The 22,629-nt window shown below is 62.3% G+C and carries 18 protein-coding genes and 1 riboswitch; of the genes, 3 read left to right on the top strand and 15 right to left on the bottom strand.

The window, feature by feature from the left end; genetic code table 11:
* Positions 1 to 30 precede the first annotated feature (30 nt).
* The 8 genes from BUS06_RS19465 to BUS06_RS19430 all read right to left on the bottom strand — a co-directional run bounded on the left by BUS06_RS19465 (position 31) and on the right by BUS06_RS19430 (position 7,862).
* Positions 31 to 1,008 carry a type II secretion system F family protein gene (locus BUS06_RS19465; RefSeq protein ID WP_074265734.1) on the bottom strand — a complete coding sequence of 326 codons (978 nt, stop codon included), beginning with the start codon at positions 1,006 to 1,008 and terminating at the stop codon, positions 31 to 33.
* A 30-nt stretch (positions 1,009 to 1,038) separates the two neighbouring features.
* Positions 1,039 to 2,466, bottom strand: coding sequence for a TadA family conjugal transfer-associated ATPase (locus BUS06_RS19460; protein ID WP_083611477.1), 1,428 nt, complete (start codon positions 2,464 to 2,466; stop codon positions 1,039 to 1,041).
* A 38-nt stretch (positions 2,467 to 2,504) separates the two neighbouring features.
* Complete coding sequence (locus BUS06_RS19455; protein ID WP_074265733.1) at positions 2,505 to 3,698, bottom strand: CpaE/TadZ family protein; 1,194 nt, start codon at positions 3,696 to 3,698, stop codon at positions 2,505 to 2,507.
* Between the two features lie 56 nt (positions 3,699 to 3,754).
* The gene (locus BUS06_RS19450) at positions 3,755 to 4,060 is read right to left on the bottom strand and encodes a hypothetical protein (RefSeq protein ID WP_074265732.1); all 306 of its coding nucleotides are present in this window, start codon (positions 4,058 to 4,060) and stop codon (positions 3,755 to 3,757) included.
* Between the two features lie 46 nt (positions 4,061 to 4,106).
* Complete coding sequence (locus tag BUS06_RS19445) at positions 4,107 to 5,942, bottom strand: type II and III secretion system protein family protein (RefSeq protein ID WP_074265731.1); 1,836 nt, start codon at positions 5,940 to 5,942, stop codon at positions 4,107 to 4,109.
* A gap of 147 nt (positions 5,943 to 6,089) precedes the next feature.
* Positions 6,090 to 6,926 (bottom strand): Flp pilus assembly protein CpaB, encoded by an 837-nt coding sequence (gene cpaB, locus BUS06_RS19440; protein ID WP_074265730.1) that lies wholly within the window; start codon positions 6,924 to 6,926, stop codon positions 6,090 to 6,092.
* Between the two features lie 61 nt (positions 6,927 to 6,987).
* Positions 6,988 to 7,503, bottom strand: coding sequence for an A24 family peptidase (locus BUS06_RS19435; RefSeq protein WP_074265729.1), 516 nt, complete (start codon positions 7,501 to 7,503; stop codon positions 6,988 to 6,990).
* A 161-nt stretch (positions 7,504 to 7,664) separates the two neighbouring features.
* The gene (locus tag BUS06_RS19430; protein WP_074265728.1) at positions 7,665 to 7,862 is read right to left on the bottom strand and encodes a Flp family type IVb pilin; all 198 of its coding nucleotides are present in this window, start codon (positions 7,860 to 7,862) and stop codon (positions 7,665 to 7,667) included.
* Positions 7,863 to 9,081: 1,219 nt separating this feature from the next.
* Between BUS06_RS19430 and BUS06_RS19425 the strand changes: the two genes are divergently transcribed.
* Positions 9,082 to 9,510: a TOBE domain-containing protein gene (locus BUS06_RS19425; protein WP_074265727.1), complete on the top strand. Its 429-nt coding sequence runs from the start codon at positions 9,082 to 9,084 to the stop codon at positions 9,508 to 9,510.
* A 72-nt stretch (positions 9,511 to 9,582) separates the two neighbouring features.
* Here BUS06_RS19425 and BUS06_RS19420 read toward each other — a convergent pair whose 3' ends face one another.
* The gene (locus BUS06_RS19420) at positions 9,583 to 10,503 is read right to left on the bottom strand and encodes an NHL repeat-containing protein (protein WP_074265726.1); all 921 of its coding nucleotides are present in this window, start codon (positions 10,501 to 10,503) and stop codon (positions 9,583 to 9,585) included.
* Positions 10,504 to 10,611: 108 nt separating this feature from the next.
* A complete protein-coding gene (locus BUS06_RS19415; protein ID WP_074265725.1) occupies positions 10,612 to 11,535 on the bottom strand; it encodes a LysR family transcriptional regulator in 924 nt (307 codons plus the stop codon).
* 131 nt (positions 11,536 to 11,666) lie between these two features.
* Between BUS06_RS19415 and metE the strand changes: the two genes are divergently transcribed.
* Entirely contained in the window at positions 11,667 to 13,982 is a 2,316-nt protein-coding gene (gene metE, locus BUS06_RS19410; protein ID WP_074265724.1) for a 5-methyltetrahydropteroyltriglutamate--homocysteine S-methyltransferase, read from the top strand.
* An 82-nt stretch (positions 13,983 to 14,064) separates the two neighbouring features.
* Here metE and urtA read toward each other — a convergent pair whose 3' ends face one another.
* The 3 genes from urtA to atzF all read right to left on the bottom strand — a co-directional run bounded on the left by urtA (position 14,065) and on the right by atzF (position 18,251).
* Positions 14,065 to 15,378, bottom strand: a complete 1,314-nt coding sequence (gene urtA, locus BUS06_RS19405; protein WP_074265723.1) for an urea ABC transporter substrate-binding protein — start codon at positions 15,376 to 15,378, stop codon at positions 14,065 to 14,067.
* Between the two features lie 198 nt (positions 15,379 to 15,576).
* Positions 15,577 to 16,293 (bottom strand): GntR family transcriptional regulator, encoded by a 717-nt coding sequence (locus BUS06_RS19400; protein WP_074265722.1) that lies wholly within the window; start codon positions 16,291 to 16,293, stop codon positions 15,577 to 15,579.
* A 128-nt stretch (positions 16,294 to 16,421) separates the two neighbouring features.
* A complete protein-coding gene (gene atzF, locus BUS06_RS19395; RefSeq protein ID WP_074265721.1) occupies positions 16,422 to 18,251 on the bottom strand; it encodes an allophanate hydrolase in 1,830 nt (609 codons plus the stop codon).
* Between the two features lie 259 nt (positions 18,252 to 18,510).
* A riboswitch (adenosylcobalamin (AdoCbl) riboswitch) is annotated at positions 18,511 to 18,600 on the top strand.
* Positions 18,601 to 18,645: 45 nt separating this feature from the next.
* Here atzF and BUS06_RS19390 point away from each other — a divergent pair.
* Positions 18,646 to 20,571 carry a TonB-dependent receptor domain-containing protein gene (locus tag BUS06_RS19390; RefSeq protein ID WP_074265720.1) on the top strand — a complete coding sequence of 642 codons (1,926 nt, stop codon included), beginning with the start codon at positions 18,646 to 18,648 and terminating at the stop codon, positions 20,569 to 20,571.
* 57 nt (positions 20,572 to 20,628) lie between these two features.
* Here BUS06_RS19390 and BUS06_RS19385 read toward each other — a convergent pair whose 3' ends face one another.
* On the bottom strand, positions 20,629 to 21,276 hold the full coding sequence (locus tag BUS06_RS19385) for a Vgb family protein (RefSeq protein ID WP_074265719.1): 648 nt from the start codon (positions 21,274 to 21,276) through the stop codon (positions 20,629 to 20,631).
* Positions 21,277 to 21,293: 17 nt separating this feature from the next.
* Positions 21,294 to 22,532 carry a helix-turn-helix domain-containing protein gene (locus tag BUS06_RS19380; protein WP_074265718.1) on the bottom strand — a complete coding sequence of 413 codons (1,239 nt, stop codon included), beginning with the start codon at positions 22,530 to 22,532 and terminating at the stop codon, positions 21,294 to 21,296.
* Positions 22,533 to 22,629 lie beyond the last annotated feature (97 nt).

Here is a 22,629-nt window from a genome sequence, read left to right as displayed (position 1 = left end):
CTCGCAAACGTGCGGTTCATTGCCGCGTGGCTAGACGTGAATCCGGACGATCTTGCGCATCCAGACAATGCCCAGCAGCATGCTGACGAGCGACGTACAGATCATCTTCACGCCGATCGAATCCTGGATCAGTCCCATGAAAAACTCCGGGTTGATCAGCATGATCACGCCGGCGAGCGCAAACGGCAGCACACCGAGAATCCATGCCGACAGGCGCCCTTCGGCCGACAACACCTTCACCTTGCTGAGCAGCTTCATGCGCTCGCGGATGATCTGGCTGATGTTGTCGAGAATCTCCGAGAGATTGCCGCCTGCCTCGCGCTGGATCAGCACCGCGATCACGAAGTAGCGCAGGTCCATCACCGGCACGCGCGTCACCATGTTCTTCAGGGCATCGTTCATGGCGACCCCGTAGCTGATTTCGTCGAAGGTGATGCGAAATTCGCCGCCGAGCGGATTGGGCAACTCCTCGGCCACCATGCCGAGCGAACTCGGAAACGAGTGACCGGCGCGCAGCGAGCGGCTGATCAGATCCGCTGCTTCGGGCAGTTGCGTTTCGAGCTGGGCGATGCGCTTGCTGCGGCTGCGGGAAACAAGGCCGAGCGGCAGCAGCGCGAACACGGCCACCAGGGGCAACGTGATCATGGCTGGCAGGCCGAAGAGGGCCGCAGCGAGCAGCGCCACCACCGGCAGCGCGAGGGTGTAGGCGAGAAACCGTGCCACCGACCAGTCGCGGCCCGACTGCATCAGCAGACGGTCGATCGAATGGACGCGCGGAAGTTTCAGGAGCAGTTGCGTCAAGGCTGGCGAATCGCTCAGCATGCGCGCCTTCAGGATCGACATCGAACCTGAACTGATCTGGCCGCCTGCCGACATCGCGCGAATGCGCTGGTCCAGCCGCTTGACGACCGGGCCGTGGTTGCTGTTCCACCAGAGATAGCCCGCTTCGATCAGCAGCACTACGGCGATAAACAGCAACACTGCAAAGCCCAGAAATAACCTGTTCATGATGCGCTCCCGGATGTCCTGATATGCGGCTCAGACTTCATAGCGCTTTTGCGGATCGTAGATATGGTCGGGCACGTTCACGCCGAACGCCTGCAGGCGCTCGCTGAACTGTGGTCGTACACCGGTCGCGCAAAAGTAGCCCTTGATGCGGCCTTCGCTGTCGAGTCCGGTGCGCTTGAAGGTGAAGATCTCCTGCATGTTGATCGTGTCGCCTTCCATGCCGGTGATCTCCTGAATGCTCATCAGCTTGCGGCGGCCGTCGGTCAGGCGCGAAGCCTGCACGATCACCGTGATCGCCGAAGCGATCTGCTGACGCATGGCCTTCGGCGGCAGCGCGAGGCCCGCCATGCTGACCATGTTTTCGAGGCGGGTGACAGCGTCGCGCGGTGTGTTGGCGTGGATGGTCGCCATCGAGCCTTCGTGGCCGGTGTTCATAGCATGCAGCATGTCGAGCGCTTCGGCGCCGCGCACTTCGCCGAGGATAATGCGGTCCGGGCGCATCCGCAGGGCGTTCTTCACCAGCGAGCGCTGGCTGATTTCACCCTTGCCTTCGATGTTCGGCGGGCGCGTTTCGAGGCGCAGCACGTGATCTTGGCGCAACTGCAATTCGGCGGCGTCTTCGATGGTGACGATCCGCTCGTCGGTCGGAATGAAACCTGACAGCAGGTTCAGCATCGTCGTCTTGCCGCTGCCGGTGCCGCCCGAAATCAGTACGTTGATCTTCGCCTTGATGAGCGCTTCGAGCAGCTGCACCATCGGCGTGGTGAAGCTCTGATAATTGATCAGGTCCTGCACCTTCAGCGGATTGGCCGCGAAACGGCGGATGGAGAGCAGCGGCCCGTCGATCGCCGAAGGCGGGATGATGGCGTTGATGCGCGAGCCGTCGGCGAGACGGGCATCGACCATCGGCGTCGATTCGTCGATACGCCGGCCCACCCGCGAGACGATCTTTTCGATCACTTTCATCAGGTGCGCGTTGTCGTAGAACTGGACGTCGGTGACCTCGAGCTTGCCGCGCCGCTCCACGTACACGTGATGTGCAGTGTTGACGAGAATGTCCGAGATGGTGGGGTCTTTCAGCAACGGTTCGAGCGGCCCGAGTCCGAGCATCTCGTCCTTCACGTCCTGCACGAGCGCACGCCGTTCGACGTCGTTCATCAGGATGTTGCCTTCTTCGATCAGCTTGCCCACCAGTTGCGCCAGCTCGCGTCCTACCTGTTCCGGCGAAAGATGCTGCAGCTTCTCGAGTTCCACGCGCTCAATGATCGCCTCGTGGATCTCCATCTTGAGCTGCTGATACGCACGGCGTGCCATGCCGCCGGTCGGAGCCGTTTCAGCGGCGGACGGTGCGCTGCGCACCACAGGCGGCTCCGCGAGCGCGTTCACGTCCACGAGAGCCAACGTCGGCTCGATCTGCGCTTCGGCAGCTTGTCTGAAGAGGTGTTCGCGTAATGACATGGCGATGCTCCGGTTCTTGTTTCTGGATAGTCCCGGCGTCAGGCCGGGCTGTGCTGGATGCGCGCCTTCGAGCGGAACAGCCGCGTCAGTACGGCACCGCTCGCTGCCTTGGGTGCCGGTGCGAGGCTGTCGGCCAGTTCGGCAAGGCTTTTCGAGATCGCGCTGTTCTTGTGCTGCTTGAGCACCGGCATGCCCTGATTGACGGAATCGATCACCGCGCTCGAATCGTTCGGCAGCAGCTTCGACGCCTTCACGCCCAGTACGTCTTCGACGGCTTTGAGGGCGATATGGCCGCGCTTGTCGTGCCGGTTGATGAGCACGCGTACGCGATCGGCCGGATAACCTAGCGACTGGAACAGATGCAGGAGGCGTTGTCCGGCGCGCAGATGCGGCACGCTCGACTGCACCACTGGAAAAATCAGGTCGCTGTGATCGAGTGCGAAGATCGAGACCGGGTTGACGCTCTGACCCACGTCGAAGATCACGAAGTCGTACTGATGGCGAATCAGCGCGACGATCCGTTCGAGGTGCGGGAGCTTGACGTCGCCAGCCTTGACGGGATCGCCCGCGCCGGCCAGCACATCGAAGTTCGGATACGCATGCGTCAGGCAGGCATCGAAGAACGAGGCATCCAGACGATCGATCTGCGCGCAGACATCGGCGATGGTGGCGGGCGGATTCTTGTCGCAGACCAGATGCGCGGCATCGGCGAACTGCTGATTCAGATCCACGAACAGCACACGCTTGTCGCGCAGCGTCGCGAGGGCATAGCCGAGGTTGACGGCGAGAAACGTGGTGCCGCTGCCACCCTTGCATGACACGAACGAAAGCACCTGACCCTGGCGATGATCGGTCTCGGCGCGGCGTGCCGCCACGCGCTGGAGGTCGGCCACGAAGCTGTCCTGATCGATCGGCCACGGCGCAACGTTACGCACGCCGGCGTGCATCGCCTGGATCAGCACATCGTGCGAAGGCGACGGCGTGACCAGCGTGCAGGCCAGTTCGCGATGACGGCTCGAAAGCTTTTCGAACGCGGACAGATCGTCCTGCGTGAGGTGATAGCCGTCGAAGATCAACAGAGCGGTGGCGTGCAGGGTGTCCTTGTCGGCGCAGATCTGCTGCAGGCCGGTCGCCACCGTCTTGAGCTGATGTCCGATACCGCTCGCGGCGATCACTGCGGCGATCTGCTGGGTACGCCCAGGGTCCGATGAAACTAACAGGATGTTGATCATTTCTTTGCTCCACTTCACGGGGTTCGCGGCCCGAGGTGCTGCTCCCGCGGGGGTGATTACGGCTGGCTGGGGGTAAGGCTGGTCGAGCCGAGTCCGACGCCATAAGGCGAGGTGATACCTAACGGCTGCGTGAACGACTTGTCGTAGCGGAACATGTTCAACGTGGCCGCGTTGCCGTCGATGCCGCTGACCGGATCGGTGTTGTTGGCGGCGTTCGGGTTGAGCACTTGCGCGGTCGTAATCTGCTGGACGGTCTCACCGAAGTGCGCGTCCCACTGCGGCGTCGACGTCAGGCAGCCGGCCAGAGTCAGGGTGATACCTGCACAGAACGCGGTGCGGATCAATTCTTTGAGCTTGTTCATGTTGGGCCCCAGTTCAAGGTGAAGTTCGTGAGCGCTGTTGGAAGACTCAGGGCGCTTTCGCGCTGGCGACCGGCATCGTCACGCCGTGATCGGGTACGGGTTCGGGCAGTGCCGAGGCGACGGGAGCCGTGACCGCAATCGGGGTCGTGACCGCCGGCGCAGCGGGGGTGGCCGGAGCGCCGGAGGGTGCCGGAGCGATTGCCGTTGCGTTCGAGCCCGCTGCCGTGCCTGTGCCCGTTCCTGCCGCCGGCAGCGCGGCTTGCGGTGCGCCCGCAGCCGGTGCCGCTGCGTGCACCTTGCCTTCCATGTTGCCGGTCAGGATCACACCAGCTTCGCTGACGTCGCCGAAGCGGTCGGTAGGCAGTGTGTAGTTGGCCGGCAGCGGCTTGACAAGGTGTGGCGTCACGACGAACACCAGCTCCGTGCGGTCCTGCTGGAAGTTCGTGCTACGGAACAGTGCACCCAGCACTGGGACTTCACCGGCGCCCGGCAGTGCGTTGATGGTGCCCGTGACGTTGTTCTTGATCAGCCCGCCAATCGCGAAGCTCTGGCCGTCCATCACCTGCAGGGTAGTGGAGGCGCGGCGCGTCGTGATGAGGGGCAGCACGGAGGTCGTGTTGCCGCTCGACGAGGTAACCGTGGCACCGGTCGGCGACAGTTCGGACACTTCAGGCGCCACCATCAGGTTGATGCGGCCGCCGTCGAGTACGGTGGGCATGAAGGTCAGGCCCACGCCGTAGTCTTCTTCCTGGAGCGTGATCGTCGTCGTACCGTTGGCGGTCTGGGCGACGGGGATGAAGATCTTGCCGCCGGCGAGGAAGCTGGCCTGCTGACCGCTGATCGCCATCAGGTTCGGTTCGGCGAGGATCTTGACGAGCTGGTCGCTCTTTTGTGCGTCGAGCGCGAGGCCGAATGGCAGCTTGTTGGACTTGATCGCTGCAGCCTGGCCCGCGCCGCCGCTCAGGAAGTTGGCAAGGAGACCGAACGACCAGCTGCCGATGCTGCCGTTGAGGTTGGCTTGCGCACCGAATTCATCTATCAGCGTCTTCGACACTTCCGCGACCTTCACCTCCAGCATCACCTGCTGCGGTGCAGCCACCGACAACATATTGATGATGCGCAGGTTCTTGTATGCCAGATCGCGCTGACCGCCCGCGCTCGAGCCACTGCCGGCCGGAGCGGCGGCACCGGATGCGCCGTTCGCCGGCGCGGCCTGCACGACCGCCTGGGTCTCGCGCTGCAGGAAGGCGTTAGCAATTTCGACGACGCGCTGCGCCTTCATGCCGTCGGATACGGTGCCGCTCAGTACGAGGCTGTCGGCCGCGGCGCTGACGCGCACGTCGTGCTCTTCCGGCATCAGGGAGGCGAGGGTGGCTTGCAAACCACTCGGGTCGACGCCGACCACCACGTCGATCACGCTGCAGGAGCCGCTGCGGCCCTGCACGATCATGTTGGTCGCACCGATGTCCGTGCCGAGCACGTACAGCGTCTGCGGCGAGACCAGCATGGCCTGGACGATGTTCGGATTGCCGACGGTACGGGTACGGACGGATTCGGGCAGGTTGACCATCGTCGACTTGCCGACGGGCACGTTGACGGTGCTGTGGTCGCGCACTTCGCCCGTGCAGTTCAGGCCTTTGGGTTGACCGGCTTCTGCGGCTGGGGCGGGGTGGCTCACGCCGATCGTCACGTTGACGCCGTTCGCGGCGAGCGTGAGCGGCCTGGCGGTATCCGAGCCTGCCGATTGCGCCTCGACCTGCGCGCTGCACAGGGTCAGGCAGGCCAGTGCGACCAGCGTGATCCGTCCAAGGTGGCGCGTGGTCGCGCGGTGCCGCTGGTCCTGCTTGCTGCAGCGCTTTGCGCCGTCGTGATGGTGGTTCATTTGCATTCCCCCGAATGAAGCCGTGAGCGCCCATCAGCCAGTCTTTAGCTTGATTGGTCAGCCCGATTGGTCAGCTATGCTGATTTCTTTTTTGTGCTGCGTTTAGTGCGTTCTGCTCGCGCTGCCCGGTCCGGCTGCTCGGTTCAATCAAAAGCATTCCTGGCCGTTCTGCGTGCCCGTGATCACCCGGATACAGTTGCCGGACACATGCGCTGCCACTCGCTGGACGATGCGCACGGTCTTCACTTCGGACTTCGGTGCAGCCACCGCGATGGGTTCCTTCAGCAGCGAAACCTTGGTGGCTCCACCGGTCGTGTCCTCAGCGGTGTCTACCTGATTGCGCAGCACCAGCGAAAGGGTGCCGACGCTGCGTGCCAGGTCGATCTTCTCCGCCTGGTCCGGTGAGACTTCGAGCGTCACGGCGTTGACGACGCGCGGCTTGGTGTCGTCGCGTCCGACTTCCTGCGCGACGGCCAGCACGAGAATCTTTTCCAGAACGATCTTCGAGATGTTGCGGTCCTGCGTATCGTTCGCTGCGGCCGTGCTGTCCTTCTGCGTATTGACGATGATGTCCACGTAGTTGCCAGGCAGCGCGAAACCGGCCACGCCGATCACGTCGTTCACGCGAACGGTAATTGCCCGTTTGCCTTCGCCGATCACCGCCGAGAGTCCGCCCAGCGTGCCGACCGGCGCGAGCTTGGAATCGAGCAGCGGTTCGCCGCGTTGCGCGCTGGCTTTCAGTACGCGGCCATCGAGCTTCTGCGGGTCGGTGAAGGCGCCTGCCGGAATGCTGTCGGCGGGCCAGTCGACCAGTTTGAGATATTCGGGCGTCAGACGTTGTCCGAGGCTGATGTCGTTGAGGGCGACGACCACCTTGGTCGACGGGGCCGTCTGGGTTTGCATCCAGCGCGACGCGAACAGCACGGCCGCCAGTGCGGCGACGGTCGCGACGGTCAGCATCGCCAGTGCTCTCATATTTTTCATGTCGTACTCCTTTGCGGATTGACTCGACAGGCTCGCGCCTGCTCCCCCGAAATCCGGTGAGTTAGTGCAGCAGTAACATTGTTGCCGTCGTGCCCAGCGCAATCGCGACGCCGTAGGGCAGTCGTCCGAGCGAGGTTTCCTGCGCGGCTTGTGTCTTGTGGTGCGCGAAATTGGTACACATCAGGAACAGGCTGTTGCCCGCCTGGCTCAACTGTCGCCGTTGCACGACCAGGAGGAGTGCCCAGACGCCACCCACCAGGAAGGTCGCCAGCGCAACCAGCAACACGTTCGAAGGTCCGACGAAGGCGCCGATTGCGCCCATCAGCTTCGCGTCGCCCGCGCCAAAGGCGCGCAGCATGTAGAACGGCAGCATTACCGCGATACCAGCGGCGAGTCCTTGCAGCCCAAGCCAGAGTCCCGCTGTCCCGCCATGTGCGATCCACTGCACCGGCACCGCCACGATCAACCCGAGCAGGACCAGCTTGTTGGGGATGCGCCGCGAATGCAGGTCGAAACCGGCGGCTGCGATCACCAGAGCGAAGACACACAGCCCGGTTGGAAACGCGAAAGTGTCCATGACGAAACCTGTTTTATTTATATTTCAGATTCTTGCGGTCCGCGTGGCCAGCGCCCGGTTGGGCGGCTGGCTACGCCACATGCGATGCTCCGGGTGGGTGGTCGTCGACGCCGGCAACGCGTGCCGTTGCGTCGACTGGACCGCCCGGAGAATCTACGCGCTCAGCCGTTCACGTTCTTCGCGGCGGTCGTCAGCTGCGCGCCGATGTTGGTGAACAGCGTGTTGAGCTGTTTACCAGCGGTCGTTGCGCCAGCGATGATCATCACTGCGATCAGGCCAGCCAGCAGGCCGTATTCGATTGCAGCAACACCTTCTTCTTCACGGACAAAGTTCTTCACTGCGTTGATGATCGTGTTCATGGTCAGTCCTCGTTGTGTTTAAAAAATTTCTAAGAGAAGAAAGCACCCGCTGCGGGCCGGGCACACAAACATTTGCCGCTTACGCGGCGCGGGCAAAGTGCGGATGAGGCTGGTATCTGCTGGTAGCGCCTGCGAAGCATTATTGAGGAGTGCTTAGCAGATACCGCCGGCTGAACCATCCAGACCGTCCCTGCCTCGTTCCAGGTGCTGGTGGGCCCATGAACTGGTCCCCAGCGTGGACTCCAGGTTTCGCCTCGCCATCTATCGGCATACCGCGTCCTGAAGTCCGTTGTTGCCGCTTGACTGTTTCCCCCGACAGCAGTCAAGCGACACCTGAATCTACTGCGTTGCTGCATTGCTGCTTGGTGCAGGACATATAGCGACGATCGTGCCAGGGAGTGCCAAAGCCTTGTCGCTATTGGGCCAGGCGCCGGTTAGCCAAAAACGGCCAGAATGTTTAAAACGACGTTAGTAAAAGTTGTTTCAGAATGTTTCTGCGATCAAAACGCGAAGTTCGCGGGATGCGGTGAGTTCTGTGCGCAGGCGCACATAGGGTTTCGAGCAGGGTGCGAGCCGTGCAAAATGGCTAAGAACGGCATGCCGACTGGCTCTGCGGCCAGTTCGCAAGACGTGGTACAGGCCGCCGTTCCGGGAAAAGGTGCGCTAGCCCACAGAGACGGAAATGTCTCAATCGCGAGACGGGCAACGGGTTGTGTAACAGACCGGTGGCGGAAATCGCCGGTCGCGCAAAGGTTTGCCTTGGGTAGGCAAGACAATTAATTTCCAGGGGAATCGGTCAGAAGTGCCCGTGGATATTGGGTCGAGGTCAAAATTGCTGTATCTGACGCAAAGTGAAAAGCGTCGATCGTCTGTCTTCTCAAAGTTGCAACGAAGCGAGGTTTGAGTGTCTCAAGAATCGACGTTTGATTCATCGCGCAGTACGTACTGTTGCGGCCGCAACCAGGCCATCAAGGGGTAATTTGAAGCCTCCTTCGAGGCGCATTGCGAATGTCGTCGCAGCTGGCAATTATCCCGTCATCCCCAACGCTATAAACTCGCCTACATAACGACGCAAAAAAATCGTTTTGCACTCCACTCCGCCGCGACGAGGTTAACGCTCGCACGCGGCGAAACTTCTCGCTACACTCGTTCTCTGACCTTATACAAAGCAACGCGTGTTCATATCGCTGCACGAACACGCAACATCAGGAGATCGACAATGCGAACCAGTGCCCGGAATCAGTTTGAAGGCGAGGTGGTGGAGCTCAAGCACGGCGCCGTGAACGATGAGGTCACGCTGCGCACGAAGGACGGCCTCGAAATCGTCGCGGTCATCACGCATGGCAGTGCGACATCGCTCGGCCTTGCCGAAGGCAAACCGGCGTTCGCGCTAGTGAAGGCTTCGTCGATCATCGTAATGGTGGACGTGAAGAGTAGCCAGGTGTCGGCGCGCAATTGCATCTCGGGGACGGTGTCCGCCGTGACCAAGGGCGCGGTCAATGCCGAAATCGAAATTGCGGCGCCCAATGGCGCGCAGATCGCGGCCATCATCACCAATGAAAGCGTCGACCGCCTGGGTCTCGCAACCGGCAAATCCGCGACCGCCATTTTCAAGGCGTCGAGTGTGATCGTGGGTGTCGATCAATAACGAGGTGTTGCGTGAGGCGAGGGTTTGCCTGCAGTCGCATACCCTTCGCCCGCTTGCTTCATCCCATCGTCGTCACTTGATAGGAAAGCTGCGCACATAACTGGTCCCGCCGGATGACGGCCCGCGATCGACCGCATACAGGACATGATGCGCGGCATCGATCGCGACGCCTCGGGCATCCTGGAAGTCGTTGGCCATCACGCTGACCGTGCCGTCCGGGGCGATCGCGCAGAGGCCGTTCTTGTTGCATTTCGTATAGAGCCGACCCTCGCTATCCACGGTCATCAGATCGGGGCTATCTACGCGTGCAAACACGGTAGGCGTCACCGGCGCCGGAGAGCTCAGAAGCGCACCCAGATTCGCCTTCAAGATATTGCCGTTGGCCTGATCGGAGACAAACACGTTCCCCCCTGATACGGCAATCCCAACTGGTTTGCCGAGCCCTGTGAGCAGATCGCGTTCGGTTGCGGCGTGGGTCGCCCCGTCATAGGTCACCAGACTCAGGGCACCTTGCGGCGGGTTGCTGCCGGTCTTGATGAACCAGGTAGACAGGAGCTGGCCAGGCGCAAGTTCAACCAGTCCCAACCTGCGCCGGGCCGGGTTGGGTCCGCTTAGCGCCACGGCTGTGCCATTGCCGCTGACTTCGAATATCGCGCTCGCGGTGCCAAACCCGAACCGTTCGGCGAGCAAGGCGCCTGACTGCGCGAAGGTGATCTGGCTGAGGCTTTTACCTTGGGCCACTCCAACCGGAATCGCTGCATATGGCGAGAATGCCCCTCCGTGCGAGGACAACACGCTGCTGGTGCGGTCATCGGTGATGAAGAGCGCGCCATCGGCTGGCCGCACGGCAATCCCGTTCGGCAACGCATCGACGGCGGTTTTCTGCGCCTGGACAACGGTTTGAGGGGTACTGCAACCGGCCAGCGCTGCGACAAAGCTAAACGTTGCGATGACCGCTGCGGTTTTGCGCAGCCTGACAGGCGATGCAAGCATGTTTTCTCCAGAGGGCTTCAGCCTGATTAGACGGGAGACGCACAACTCGCGTTACACAAGGGCGTCGGGTTCAAGCTAAGGTACCAGCGACCGCCGACTGGCGCACGATCACTCGACACTCGTCAGCAGTTCGATGCTGTCGAGCTGCGCCGCGCAGGTGTCGCGCACTATCGACACGAAATCCTCGAAGTAAGGACGGCCCGCTGTCCCCTTCGGCGCGATGGCGTAAAGCTCGCTCCATAGTCCGCTCGTGCCGACGCGTTTCGCCAGCACATAGTCGTGGTCGACGTAATTCTTCAAGCCCCAGTTCGGCAACGCTGCGATACCCCGGCGGCTCGCCACCAGTTGCATGATCGCAATGGTCAACTCGGCGGTGCGGCGCTCGAGCCGGATGCCGGCCGGCTCCAGCACCTCGCGGATCAGGTCGATGCGCGCTTCGGGAACCGGGTAAGTGATGAGGGTTTCGCCGCGCAGATCTTCAGCGGTCAGACGCCGCTTGCTGCGCAGACGGTGTTCATTGGCAAGCACTACCTGGATTTCAAACCTGAACAGCGGTGCGATGTCCAGATTGCGCCGGGTGGCCGGTTTTGATCCGATCACCACATCGGCTTTTCCCTCACTCAGGAGCCGCATCGGATCTGCGTGAAATCCCGCCACAAGGTCAACCTCGACCTCCGGCCAGCGGCGCCGGAACTCATCCATCACCGGCATCAGCCAGTCGAAGCACGTGTGGCATTTCAGCACGATGCGAAGCTCGCCGCGCACTTCTTCCTTCAGGCGAACCAGATCCCGTTCAGCGGCCGCTACTCCCGCCACCGTTTCGCGAGCGAGAGCCAGCAGCCGTTCGCCTGCCACCGTAAAGCGCAGACCTTGCCGGGTCCGCTCGAATAGCGATACCTCGTAGTGGGCTTCCATGTCGCGGATCTGGTGGGATAGCGCGGACTGACTGAGATTGACGCGCTCGGCGGCCGTGACGAGCTTGCCCGAATCGGCGATCGCGATCAGGGAGCGAAGATGGCGCAGTTCAAGCATGCTGCCGCCCGCGGTGGCCGTAAGCCGAGGTGTCTTTGATATGAATGTGGCTCATACGATAATGAAAAGATGTCGCTTGATGAATCATAGCGTGCCTCTCAAACTGTGCGCCATTCAGTCAAGGATCGGCAATGGCTCGCACCCACATACATGGCTTTCCGCGCATCGGCGCGCATCGCGAACTCAAGTTCGCCCAGGAGTCGTTCTGGCGCGGGGAGTCTGACGACGCGTACCTGCGCGGCGTCGCGCGGGAATTACGCGCGCGTCACTGGGAGCAGCAACGCGCGGCAAAGCTGGACTTCGTGACGGTCGGCGATTTCGCGTACTACGACCCCATGCTGAACCTGACCGCATTGTTGGGCGCGCTGCCCGAGCGCTTCGAATTCGAACCGGCAGCGTTGTCGTTGGCTCAGTACTACGAACTGGCGCGCGGTAACAAGGCGCAGCCGGCCATGGAAATGACCAAGTGGTTCGACACCAACTACCACTACCTCGTGCCGGAACTGGGACCACAGACGACCTTTAACGGTGGCGTGAACTGGTTCTTCGAAGAGATCGATGAAGCGCTTGCGCTCGATCTGCCGGTCAAACCGGTGTTGATTGGGCCGATCACGTATCTGTGGCTGTCCAAGAGCCAGACGCCGGGATTCGACCGCTTGTCGCTGCTGCCGAAGCTCGTGATCCGCTACTTACGCATTCTTGATGAGTTGAAGCGGCGTGGTGTCGAGTGGGTACAGATCGACGAACCCGCGCTGTGTCTCGACCTCGACGCCGAGTGGCTCGAAGCGTTTTCAGCCGTGTATGACGTGCTGGGCGCCGCAGGCGTGAAGGTATTGCTCGCCACCTATTTCGACACCGCCGCCGATCACGCCGCGCTCGTCGCGAAGCTGCCGGTCCACGGCGTGCATATCGATCTGGTCAGGGCTCCGCAGCAACTCGACACGTGGCGCACGGTGCTGCCGAAGGACAAGGCGCTGTCGGTCGGTGTGATCGACGGACGCAATGTCTGGCGCGCTGCTTTGCGCGAAATCGTCGGATCGTTGCAGCAGTTGCATGACGAACGCGGCGACACGCTCTGGATTGCGCCGTCGTGTTCGCTGCAGCACGTCCCCGTTTCGCTCACAGTGGAGAAGCGGCTCGATCCCGAGGTGAAGACGTGGTTAGCCTTTGCGACGGAAAAGCTCGCGGAAATCGGTACGCTTGCGCTGGCGCTGCACGATCAGGCCGCGGCCGAGCCTTCGCTTGCCGCCGCGGACAAGGCTCTCGCTGCGCGGCGCGCGTCGAAGGCGGTCACGAACGTGCTGGTGCAAAGAAAGATTGCGGCTGTGACGGAGGCGATGGCGAGCCGCAAGAGCCCGTTCGAAGCCCGCAGCCGCGTGCAGCGGCACGCCCTGAAACTGCCGCTCCTGCCCACCACAACGATTGGTTCGTTCCCGCAGACGCCCGCGATCCGCCAGGCCCGCGCGGCTTATAAGCGCGGCGAATTGCGCGCGCTCGACTACCTCGAACGCATGCGCGCCGAAACGGCCACGGTGATGCGCAAGCAGGAGGAACTCGGACTCGATGTGCTGGTGCACGGCGAGGTAGAGCGCAACGACCTGGTCGAGTTCTTCGCTGAGAAACTGTGGGGCTATGCGATCACCGAAAACGGCTGGGTGCAGAACTATGGTTCGCAGTGCGTGAAACCGCCCATCATCTTTGGCGACGTATTTCGTCCCGAACCGATGATGGTGGATACCGCCTGTCACGCACAGTCCCTGACGGACCGTCTGGTGAAGGGCGTGCTCACAGGACCGGTGACAATGCTCGAATGGTCTTTCGTGCGCGACGACCAGCCGCGCTCGACAACTGCCTTGCAACTGGCACTGGTGATTCGCGACGAAGTGAACGACCTGGAACAGGCTGGCATCCGCATCATTCAGATCGACGAGCCGGCGTTCCGCGAAGGCCTGCCGCTACGCAAGGCGGATTGGACCGCCTATCTGGAATGGGCGACGCAGGCGTTCAGGATCGCGTCGAGCGGGGTCTCGGATGCCACGCAGATTCACACGCATATGTGCTATTCGGAATTCAACGACATCCTGCCATCGATTGCGGCGCTGGACGCGGACGTCATCACGATTGAAACCTCGCGTTCCTCGATGGAACTGCTCGACGGCTTCGGCGAATTTGCCTATCCGAATGGAATTGGGCCCGGAGTCTATGACACGCATTCGCCGCGTGTGCCGAACGTGGACACGATGGAGCGCTTGCTCGAGCGCGCCTGCGAGGTGATTCCTGCCGGGCGTTTGTGGGTGAATCCGGACTGCGGCCTGAAGACGCGTGGCTGGCCGGAAACGGAGGCGGCCCTTAGAAACATGATCGCGGCAGCGCGATCCATGCGGAAGAAGCTCGAAGAAACGGCGAAGGGGGAGAAGCGGGAAAGCGCGAGCGAAGCAGCAGCCTGACGGCGCTGGCTGCAGGCTTGCTGCACGCGTGATGGCGTTGCCGCCATCACGCGATACTCACGTCAAACCCACATCACCCAGCTCAGACCTCAGCGACGCGGCGACGGCGCAGGAAGTCGGAGATCGAGCTGACCACGTCCGGCTTACCCTTGTTACCGTCGATATACGGGCTCCACGGCTGCGCGCGCACAGTCGTCTTGGTGCGCCACACGACGTTGAACTGACCATCGGCGCGCACTTCGCCAATCATCACCGGCTTGTGCAGGTGGTGGTTGCCGTCCATCTCGAGCGTGAAGCCCGACGGCGCTGCAAACTTCTGGCCGATCATCGCCACGCGCACCTTGTCGACATCGGTGCTCTTGGCCTTTTCGGCCGCCTGCTTCCACATATGGATACCGACGAAGGTCGCTTCCATCGGGTCGTTCGTGACGCGCTTGTCGCCGCCCGGCAGGTTGTTGTCCTTGACCCATTTGGCGAACATCGCCTTGAACTTGGTGTTCTCCGGATTACGCAGCGACATGAAGTAGTTCCACGCAGCGAGGTTGCCCACCAGCGGCTTCGTATCGATCCCGCGCAGTTCTTCTTCGCCCACCGAGAACGCCACCACCGGCACGTCCGTCGCTTTCAGGCCCTGGTTGCCCAGTTCCTTGTAGAACGGCACATTCGAGTCACCGTTGACGGTCGAGATCACCGCGGTCTTGCCGCCCTGCGAGAAGGTCTTGATGTTGGCGACGATGGTCTGATAGTCGCTGTGACCGAACGGCGTGTAGACCTCCTGAATATCCGCTTCCTGAACGCCCTTCGATTTCAGGAACGCGCGCAGGATCTTGTTGGTCGTACGCGGGTACACATAGTCCGTGCCGAGCAGGAAGAAACGTTTGGCCCCGCCGCCTTCTGCACTCATCAGATATTCGGTAGCAGGAATCGCCTGCTGGTTCGGTGCGGCACCCGTGTAGAACACGTTGCGTGACATTTCTTCGCCTTCGTACTGCACGGGGTAGAACAGCAGGCCGTTGAGTTCCTCGAACACCGGCAGCACCGACTTGCGCGACACCGAAGTCCAGCAGCCGAACACCACAGCACACTTGTCCTGCGTGATCAACTGGCGTGCCTTCTCGGCGAACAGCGGCCAGTTCGAAGCCGGGTCCACGACTACCGGCTCGAGCTGGCGGCCATTGACACCACCGCTTGCGTTGATCTGTGCGATCGTCATCAACGCGGTATCTTTCAGCGACGTTTCGGAGATCGCCATCGTGCCCGACAGTGAATGCAGAATGCCTACCTTGATCGGACCGGTGTCGCCTTGTGCGAACGCGGAAGGAATCCCGCCTGCGACCCCTGTCACACCCGCAACCCCTGCTGCCGATGCGACCTTCAGAAACTCACGCTTGTTCATTGATCGTCCTCTGCCATTTTGAAAGTTGGATATCGCCTTGAATACAAGGCGCAGTGCTTGAGCAACTTCCAAGCCAGGCGGGAGATGAGGAACGGGAGGCTTTGCCACGCTTGCGAGGTCGAGAGACGCTGTGTGACAGCGGTGCGCACGACGCGCCACGCTGGTGCGTCGTGCACGTATCCAGGGATGGCGAAGGCGCTAGATCGTTTCGCGCGCACCGTAACGTTCGCGCGCGGTCTGCATCATATAGAGCGTGATGCGTTTGACCTCGGCCTGACTCTCCGCGATATGAGCACGGATCATCTGCTGGGCGTCCGACGCTTCGCCAGCAAAGATCGCCTTGAGAATCGCCGCGTGTTCCTTATAGGTTGCCGCCACGCGCGGTTTCTTGGTGAAGTCCAGCCGGCGGATGATGCGGATGCGTTCAGTGATGTCCTCATGCATCCGCGCCATTTCGTTGTTGCCCACGGCGGCGACGAGACGTCCATGGAAGGCTTCGTCCAGCGCGGCGACGGTGGCGGGATCGTCAAGCTGCTTCTTCACGGGCACGCACCAGATCTCGCGCAGGGCGTCGAGCCGTGAGGTGGCGTCCAGCTCCACGAGCTTCGCGATTGCGGAAGTTTCCATCATGACGCGCACTTCGTAGAGGTCTTCGAAATACTTGAAGTCGAACGCGCGGACCTGCCAGCCGCTCTTGAAGTTGACATCCACGTAGCCTTCGCGCTGCAGCCAGAACAGCGCCTGCCGGACCGGTGTGCGGCTGACCTGCATACGTGTTGCGATATCGCCTTCGCTGAACTTGTCGCCTGGCAGCAGGCGGAAGTCGAAGATATCGGCCTTCAGTTGCGTATAGATTTGCGCAGCAAGGTTGCTGGCGCTTTTCGCCGACGCAGTCGGCGCGCTGTTGTCCACCATCAGTATTTCCAGGTGCGTGAGGGGATGCGGCTAGCTTGTTCCAACGGCAACGGAAGATCGCGAGCTTGGATCATGATACGCGGCTTGCGATGGAATGTTTGGACGATTCCGGCGCGCAATGAGAGAAGCTAACGCGCGAGCCAGGCAGCCCAGCCGCCGAATGCCGTGATGTCCTGCGCATCCTGCAGGGCGTAAGGCTCGCAGATGAAACCCTTCACCTGTCTGCCGTCCGCGAGCGTTACAGTGCCGATGCCAAGTGGTGCAGGGACGCCAGCGACGAAAGAACCAAATGCAGTCGCCGGCACGTCCCAGAGTTCCAGCTGAATCGGTGCGCCGCTTTCGGAACGCAGCAGCCCTGGTTTCGGCGGAGTCGTGTTTGCGAGCGAGAAGAGACGATAGTTGCTCGCGGTCGTCGTGCTCTCCGCGAAGCTTGCGCCACGACTCGTCAGTTCATGGTTGAGCGGCATGCCGCGCAAATGGGCACCGACGACGGCGACGCGAATGGTGTCGCTCGCCGCGCTGCGTTTTGCCTCAGGCGCTGGTTGCGCGGCACCGGACTGCGCGGCACCCGACTGCGCAGCCTGCGGCATTCCAGTCGCTCCACGCGGCAGCCCGGTGGCCCGATGCCATTGCGCCGCAAAGTCAGCCAGCGCGCGTTCCCGCCACGCCTCGCCAATGAAGGTAATCCCAAACGGCAGTCCGTCTTCGCGGAAGTTTGCCGGCGCGGCCACTGCGCTCCAGTCGAGCAGATTGACAAAGTTGGTGTACTTGCCGAGATTGCTGTTCAGACGTACCGGATCCGCCAGCAGTTCGGCGATCCTGTAGTGGGCTGGGGCTGTCGGCACGACGAGGGCGTCGAACTGCGCCAGCATCGAATCGGCGCGGCGTTTGAGATCGGCGAGACGGTAGATCGATTCGAAGGTGTCGGTGGCGGAGAATTCCTTGGCCTTGAAGATGATGTCGCGCACAACCGGGTGAATGTCGGCTTCGTTCGAGCCAGCAAAGTCGCGAATCGCCGCATAGCGTTCCGCTACCCATGCGCCGTCATACAGCAGCGCAGTGACGTCGTCGAAGAGCGAAAAATCGAGCGGCACGCAGATCGCGCCGCGCGCTTCAAGGTGTGCCACGGCGGCCTTGAAGGCTTGCGCGGACAGTTCATCGCCGAAGAATTCCGGCTGTGACGGGACCGCAAAACGCGGCGCGGCGGGAACGCGCCACTGAAGCGCGGAGGCGGGCGTTTCGCGGGACAGACCGTCGGCCAGATCGAGCGAGGCGGCCAGGTCGTACACGAGCGCGGCGTCGTCGAAAGTGGTCGCGAAGACCGACACGCAGTCGAGCGTGCGGCATGCCGGCACCACGCCTGCATTGCTAAACGCGCCACGAGTAGGTTTGATTCCGACGATATTGTTGAGGCCCGCAGGGACGCGTCCCGAGCCGGCCGTATCCGTGCCCAGCGAGAAAGGGACGATGCCGCGCGCAACTACCGAGGCCGACCCCGAACTCGAGCCGCCCGAGATGTACTCGGCGTCGAAGCTGTTGGCCGGGATGCCGTAAGGGGAGCGCACGCCCACGAGGCCGGTCGCGAACTGATCGAGATTGGTTTTACCAATGACGATTGCGCCGGCATCGGTCAGCCGCTGCACGACCGTCGCGCTGCGCCCTGGCGTATAGGCGAAGGCAGGGCAGGCGGCTGTGGTCTCGAAGCCGGCGGCGTCGATATTGTCTTTCGCGGCGAATGGCACGCCATAGAGCGGCAGCTTCGTCAGATCGCCACCCACCGCGGCCAGCCTGCCCTCGAGGCCCGCGAGCTGCGCTTCAAGCACTGCTTGCGTCACGGTCGATATCCATGCGGGGTCATCTTCGGGCGTCAGTCCGTGGACCAGTTCGCCAAGCAACTGGGCGGGCGTCGCACCGTCCCGATACGCTTCCTGCCAATCCGAAATTGTCCATCCGCGCATCTCGTATTCCCTCTTGTGTACAAGTTCAGGGGAATTGTACTCAAGACTCATGCCAACCGCGCGGGGAGGCTGTCACGCCTTTTCAGGGCAGGGCGATACAGGCATGGACGCCATGCCCGAGCCGTTCTCGGATGCACCCGTCTGGCGCGAAACGCCCGATCGTTGGGCGTCAGAACCGCGCTGGTGCGATGTTGCAATGACGCGTCGATTGGCGGGAATTATTCCGGTCCCCGTTAGATTCGCAAGTAGAATGCGCGCAAACGACTCGTGGAAGCTGGTGCAAATCCAGCGCGGTCGCGCCACTGTGACCGGTTTCAGTCCGAACCGGAAGTCAGACCTCGGCGTCGTTGTCTACTATTCAACTGTGGGGCGCGCTATCCCCAGGATTCCAATAATGAAGCTTCGTCATCTCATCATCAGCTCCGCGCTGACGGCTATCGCTTGCCAGATCGCCCACGCCGACGACTCGTCGTCAACCCAGGATCAGGCCGTCGCGCAAACCACGCTACCGAATATCCTCGTCACTGGCGACACGCAGCATCTGCCGCAATCGTTCGATCAGCGATACGCCACGACCCAGGTTCTGACTCGCGCAGATCTCGACCGTCTTTCGCCCATTGACCCAAGCATCACGCAGGCGCTCGCTACACTGCCCGGTGTGACCGTTGCGCAGAACGGCGGCCCAGGTTCGCTTGCGTCCGTCAGCATCCGTGGCTCGGCGGGAAATCAGGTGGCCGTGTTTATCGACGGCATCCGGGTCGGTTCCGCGACCAGCGGTCAGGCCGAGTGGGCTGATCTGCCGACCTCCGCATTCGACCGCGTGGAGGTGATCTCCGGTCCGGCAGCCGCTTCGTTCGGCGCCGATGCGATGGGTGGCGTGATCCAGCTCTTCACGAACCACGCTTCCAATCAGCCCAATCAGACCACGGTGTCGGTGGGCGGCGGGTCGAACAAGACCTTCGATACGCAGGTCCGCACATCGGGCTCGGTCCCGTCCACCGGCGCGCTCTCGGCGTTGAGCGGGCTGACCTACTCGCTCGGCTTGCATGACTACAACACGGCGGGGATCGATGCGACGCAGCCGGTTGTCTTCGGTCACGAAGACGGCCGTAACCCGTACCATGCACAGGACGTGGATGGACGCCTGGGTTACGCGCACAACAACTGGTCGCTCTCCACGTTCTTCCTGTATCACCGCTCGGATCTCTCCTACGATGACGCGGGCGGCGACGACCGGCAGGCCGATTATCAGCTGACGACGGGCGCCGCGTTCCATCTGGATATCACGCCGTTCACGCAGCTCGATCAGTCGGTCGGCTACGCCACGGACCGCGAGTTCCTGTATACGAATACGCCGGGCATCCCATCCGATGAGATCGACTCGACGCGCCTGAGCACGTCGACCTCGCTGACGCATCAGGAGCGTGGGCCCGCGCTGTTCAACCTGCCGCTGTCCGGCGAGACCAAGCTTGCCTACGACTTCTCGCGCGAGCAGGCCTTCCTGCCATACGACATTCCGTCGGGTGTGCCGACGCGCGACGATTCAGCGGTTTCGCTGCATCAGTCGGCGACGCTCGGCCCGTTGACCGTGTTCCTGGCAGGCCGTCACGAGATCATCGAGGGGCAGTCGGTCAATACCGGCAACGTTGCCTTGTCTTATGCGATCACGCCGGTTTATACGGCGCGCGTTTCGTATGGCAATGCGTTCCGTCTGCCGACCTTCGACGACCTGTACTATCCGGGCTACGGGAACCCAAACCTTCTGCCGGAGCGCAGCGATACGGTTGAGGCGGCGCTGGATGCCGCCACGTCGTTCGGGACCTTCACGGCGGCGGTGTACGACACGCGCGTTCACAACCTGATCGAATACGACTCGGTGACCTTCCTGCCGGTGAACGTCGGACGCGCGCATATTCAGGGCATCGACCTGTCGTACAAGGGCACCATCGGCAAATCGACGCCGGTGAGCCTCTCGGTCGGTTTCCTGAATCCGCAGGACGTCACGGATCAGACCTGGCTTAACCGCCGCCCGCGTCAGACGTTCAGCCTGAACATCGATCACATGTGGGACGAGTTCCACCTGCACGCACTGAGCACGGGCATCTCCGTGCTGTACGGTGGATCGACCTTCGACGATCAGGCCAACTCGATCTATCTGCCATCCTATACAACGGTGGGCCTGCGCGCTGCGTACAAGGTCAACTCGCATCTCACCGTGTCCGCCAATCTGTCGAATCTGTTCAACCGGCAGTACGTAACCGCGTACGGCTACAACACGTTGGGCCGGACGGCGTTCGGCAAGCTGGCTTACACGTTCTAAGGCAGCGTTCCAGGCGGCGTTCCAGACGGCGTTTTAGGCAGCGTTCCAGGCGGCGTTTTAGGCGGGGGAGCCGCGCTTCGGCCGGCGGACGGCTCGCAGCTTGCCGCTGCGTCCGCCGCCGCAGAAGAACTGCTCGGCTCCGTCGGACTCCAGCCCGGACACGTGGGTGCCGGGCGGCATTTCGAGACTCTCCACGACTTCGCCACTGCGTGGATCGACGTGTCGTAGCTCGCTTTCGTTATCGTCCCATGTGGCGTGCCAAAGCTCTCCGTCAACCCACGTCACACCGGTGACGAAGCGGTTCGATTCGATGCTGCGAAGAACCTTCCCGGTTTCGGGGTCGATCTGAAGAATCTTCCGATCCCGATACTGCCCCACCCACAGCGACCCTTCGGCCCACGTGAGTCCTGCGGCATCGTCGCCGCCAGGGGCCGGGATCGAGGCGAGCACACGGCCGGTCTGCGGATCGATCTTCTGGATGTGATGATCGGCGATCTGGTACAGGTGCTGACCGTCGAAGGCCGTGCCTGCGTGCGCGGCGACATCGAGCGAGCGCAGCGTCTTGCCGCTCTGCGGATCGAGCACGTTCAGCCTGTCTCCGCTCGCAAACCAGACGTGCGCACCATCATAGGTGACGCCATGCACGCCATCGATACCCGGAAATGGGCCGTATTCATTGACGATTTCTGCTGTTGCACGCTTCATGGCGTCTCCCTGGCTGGTCACCTGTCGATTCCATCATAATCAACCGGTAGCGGCGCGGGGAGTAACAATGTCGTCGTGAATCCCGGCAGGGCCGGGGTCATCCAGCGACGCGCCCGTCCACGTCCAAACGACTGCACCTTGCCGGCCGCCGCCAGCGAGTCGAGCGTCCGCTGTACGGTGCGCTGGCTGGCGCCAAGCACAAGCGCGAGCGCCGAGCTCGACCACGACTCACCGTCGGCGAGCAAGGCGAGTACCACCGCATGTCCTTCTTCGACGGGTCGCGCCAGCACCACGATTTCTCGTGCCCGCTGCGGCGCCAGGGCAAAACCGGCTCTCGTTGCATTCACGCTCGCCAGCGTCCCGAGCAATGTGCGAAGCCGTCCGATTTCGACGCGCAGGCGTACGCGATGCGATTCGTCGGGATGCCGGGTGCGGAATGCCTGCGAGATCAGCCTGTCCCGTGGCACGTCGGACGGCCACGCTTCGGCGAGCGCGCGTGCAAGCGCGAACAACACAGGACGCCTTGCGAGCGAAACGACGGTGTCCGCTTCGCGCACGGCATAGTGGCATGCATCGACGATGAGCGTGTCGGATGCCAGCAAGGCTTCGACTTCGGCAAGCAGAAGAGGGCGTTCCTCGCCACACGCAATTAACCTTGCGGCGGGCGCGTTCAATACGAAGAATGCGTTTTCGACCTCGGCCTTCAACGCAGGGATGCCCGCGCGGTGCGCGGCGTATTCGGCCTGTTTGAGCGCGGCAAGGGCCGTTTGCGTGTGCAGGCGGCGCATTGCTATACCTGCGACGACCAGTTCGTGAGCGGCCCTGAGTCCGGGCGGAAAGGGCGTGGGGTCAAGTTCGGTGAGTGCGTGCTCAGCCTCGTCAAGGCGCCCGATCAGTAGCAGACGCCGCATCTCGAGATACCGCGCATACGCCGCATTAGCCCGGTCGCCGCTCGCTTCGAGCGTCGCCCGTGCGGCGTCGAGCGCCTTGGTGGGCCAGGCGAGGTCGCGCGAGGCGAGCGCGATCTCGGCTTCGGCGACCACACATCGAGCCCGGGATACGGCCTCTCCTGCACCGAAGGCGCGTGCTGCACTGCGCACCAGCGCCCTGGCTCGCACGAAATCGCCGAGTTGCGCCATCGCGATGCCGCGTAGCGCAAGTGCGGGCGCGTCGTCGCGCAATGCGATCCGCTTCAGCGCGCCGAGCGGGTCGCCGGCCGCGAGCGCATGCGCCGCGGCTGAGACTGGCGAGTCCATCGGCTGCTCTAATCGCGTCACACTTGTCACTCCCCCTCCTGCGGTGCCCGGGATTAATCTAGCACGACACCCAAGCCTCTCAGCGGATTTGGGAACG

Source organism: Paraburkholderia phenazinium (assembly GCF_900141745.1).
Taxonomy (GTDB): Bacteria; Pseudomonadota; Gammaproteobacteria; order Burkholderiales; family Burkholderiaceae; genus Paraburkholderia; species Paraburkholderia phenazinium_B.
This window is presented reverse-complemented; position numbering and strand designations above follow the sequence as displayed.

Excerpts from the sequence above, each read along its gene's own strand:
- BUS06_RS19465 (WP_074265734.1), bottom strand. The coding sequence starts at position 1,008 with ATGAACAGGTTATTTCTGGGCTTTGCAGTGTTGCTGTTTATCGCCGTA.
- BUS06_RS19390 (WP_074265720.1), top strand. The coding sequence starts at position 18,646 with ATGAAGCTTCGTCATCTCATCATCAGCTCCGCGCTGACGGCTATCGCT.
- atzF (WP_074265721.1), bottom strand. The coding sequence starts at position 18,251 with ATGCGCGGATGGACAATTTCGGATTGGCAGGAAGCGTATCGGGACGGT.
- BUS06_RS19445 (WP_074265731.1), bottom strand. The coding sequence starts at position 5,942 with ATGAACCACCATCACGACGGCGCAAAGCGCTGCAGCAAGCAGGACCAG.
- BUS06_RS19435 (WP_074265729.1), bottom strand. The coding sequence starts at position 7,503 with ATGGACACTTTCGCGTTTCCAACCGGGCTGTGTGTCTTCGCTCTGGTG.
- metE (WP_074265724.1), top strand. The coding sequence starts at position 11,667 with ATGGCTCGCACCCACATACATGGCTTTCCGCGCATCGGCGCGCATCGC.
- BUS06_RS19460 (WP_083611477.1), bottom strand. The coding sequence starts at position 2,466 with ATGTCATTACGCGAACACCTCTTCAGACAAGCTGCCGAAGCGCAGATC.
- BUS06_RS19425 (WP_074265727.1), top strand. The coding sequence starts at position 9,082 with ATGCGAACCAGTGCCCGGAATCAGTTTGAAGGCGAGGTGGTGGAGCTC.
- BUS06_RS19400 (WP_074265722.1), bottom strand. The coding sequence starts at position 16,293 with ATGGTGGACAACAGCGCGCCGACTGCGTCGGCGAAAAGCGCCAGCAAC.
- BUS06_RS19380 (WP_074265718.1), bottom strand. The coding sequence starts at position 22,532 with ATGGACTCGCCAGTCTCAGCCGCGGCGCATGCGCTCGCGGCCGGCGAC.
- BUS06_RS19385 (WP_074265719.1), bottom strand. The coding sequence starts at position 21,276 with ATGAAGCGTGCAACAGCAGAAATCGTCAATGAATACGGCCCATTTCCG.
- BUS06_RS19420 (WP_074265726.1), bottom strand. The coding sequence starts at position 10,503 with ATGCTTGCATCGCCTGTCAGGCTGCGCAAAACCGCAGCGGTCATCGCA.
- BUS06_RS19455 (WP_074265733.1), bottom strand. The coding sequence starts at position 3,698 with ATGATCAACATCCTGTTAGTTTCATCGGACCCTGGGCGTACCCAGCAG.
- BUS06_RS19450 (WP_074265732.1), bottom strand. The coding sequence starts at position 4,060 with ATGAACAAGCTCAAAGAATTGATCCGCACCGCGTTCTGTGCAGGTATC.
- urtA (WP_074265723.1), bottom strand. The coding sequence starts at position 15,378 with ATGAACAAGCGTGAGTTTCTGAAGGTCGCATCGGCAGCAGGGGTTGCG.
- BUS06_RS19430 (WP_074265728.1), bottom strand. The coding sequence starts at position 7,862 with ATGAACACGATCATCAACGCAGTGAAGAACTTTGTCCGTGAAGAAGAA.
- BUS06_RS19415 (WP_074265725.1), bottom strand. The coding sequence starts at position 11,535 with ATGCTTGAACTGCGCCATCTTCGCTCCCTGATCGCGATCGCCGATTCG.
- cpaB (WP_074265730.1), bottom strand. The coding sequence starts at position 6,926 with ATGAAAAATATGAGAGCACTGGCGATGCTGACCGTCGCGACCGTCGCC.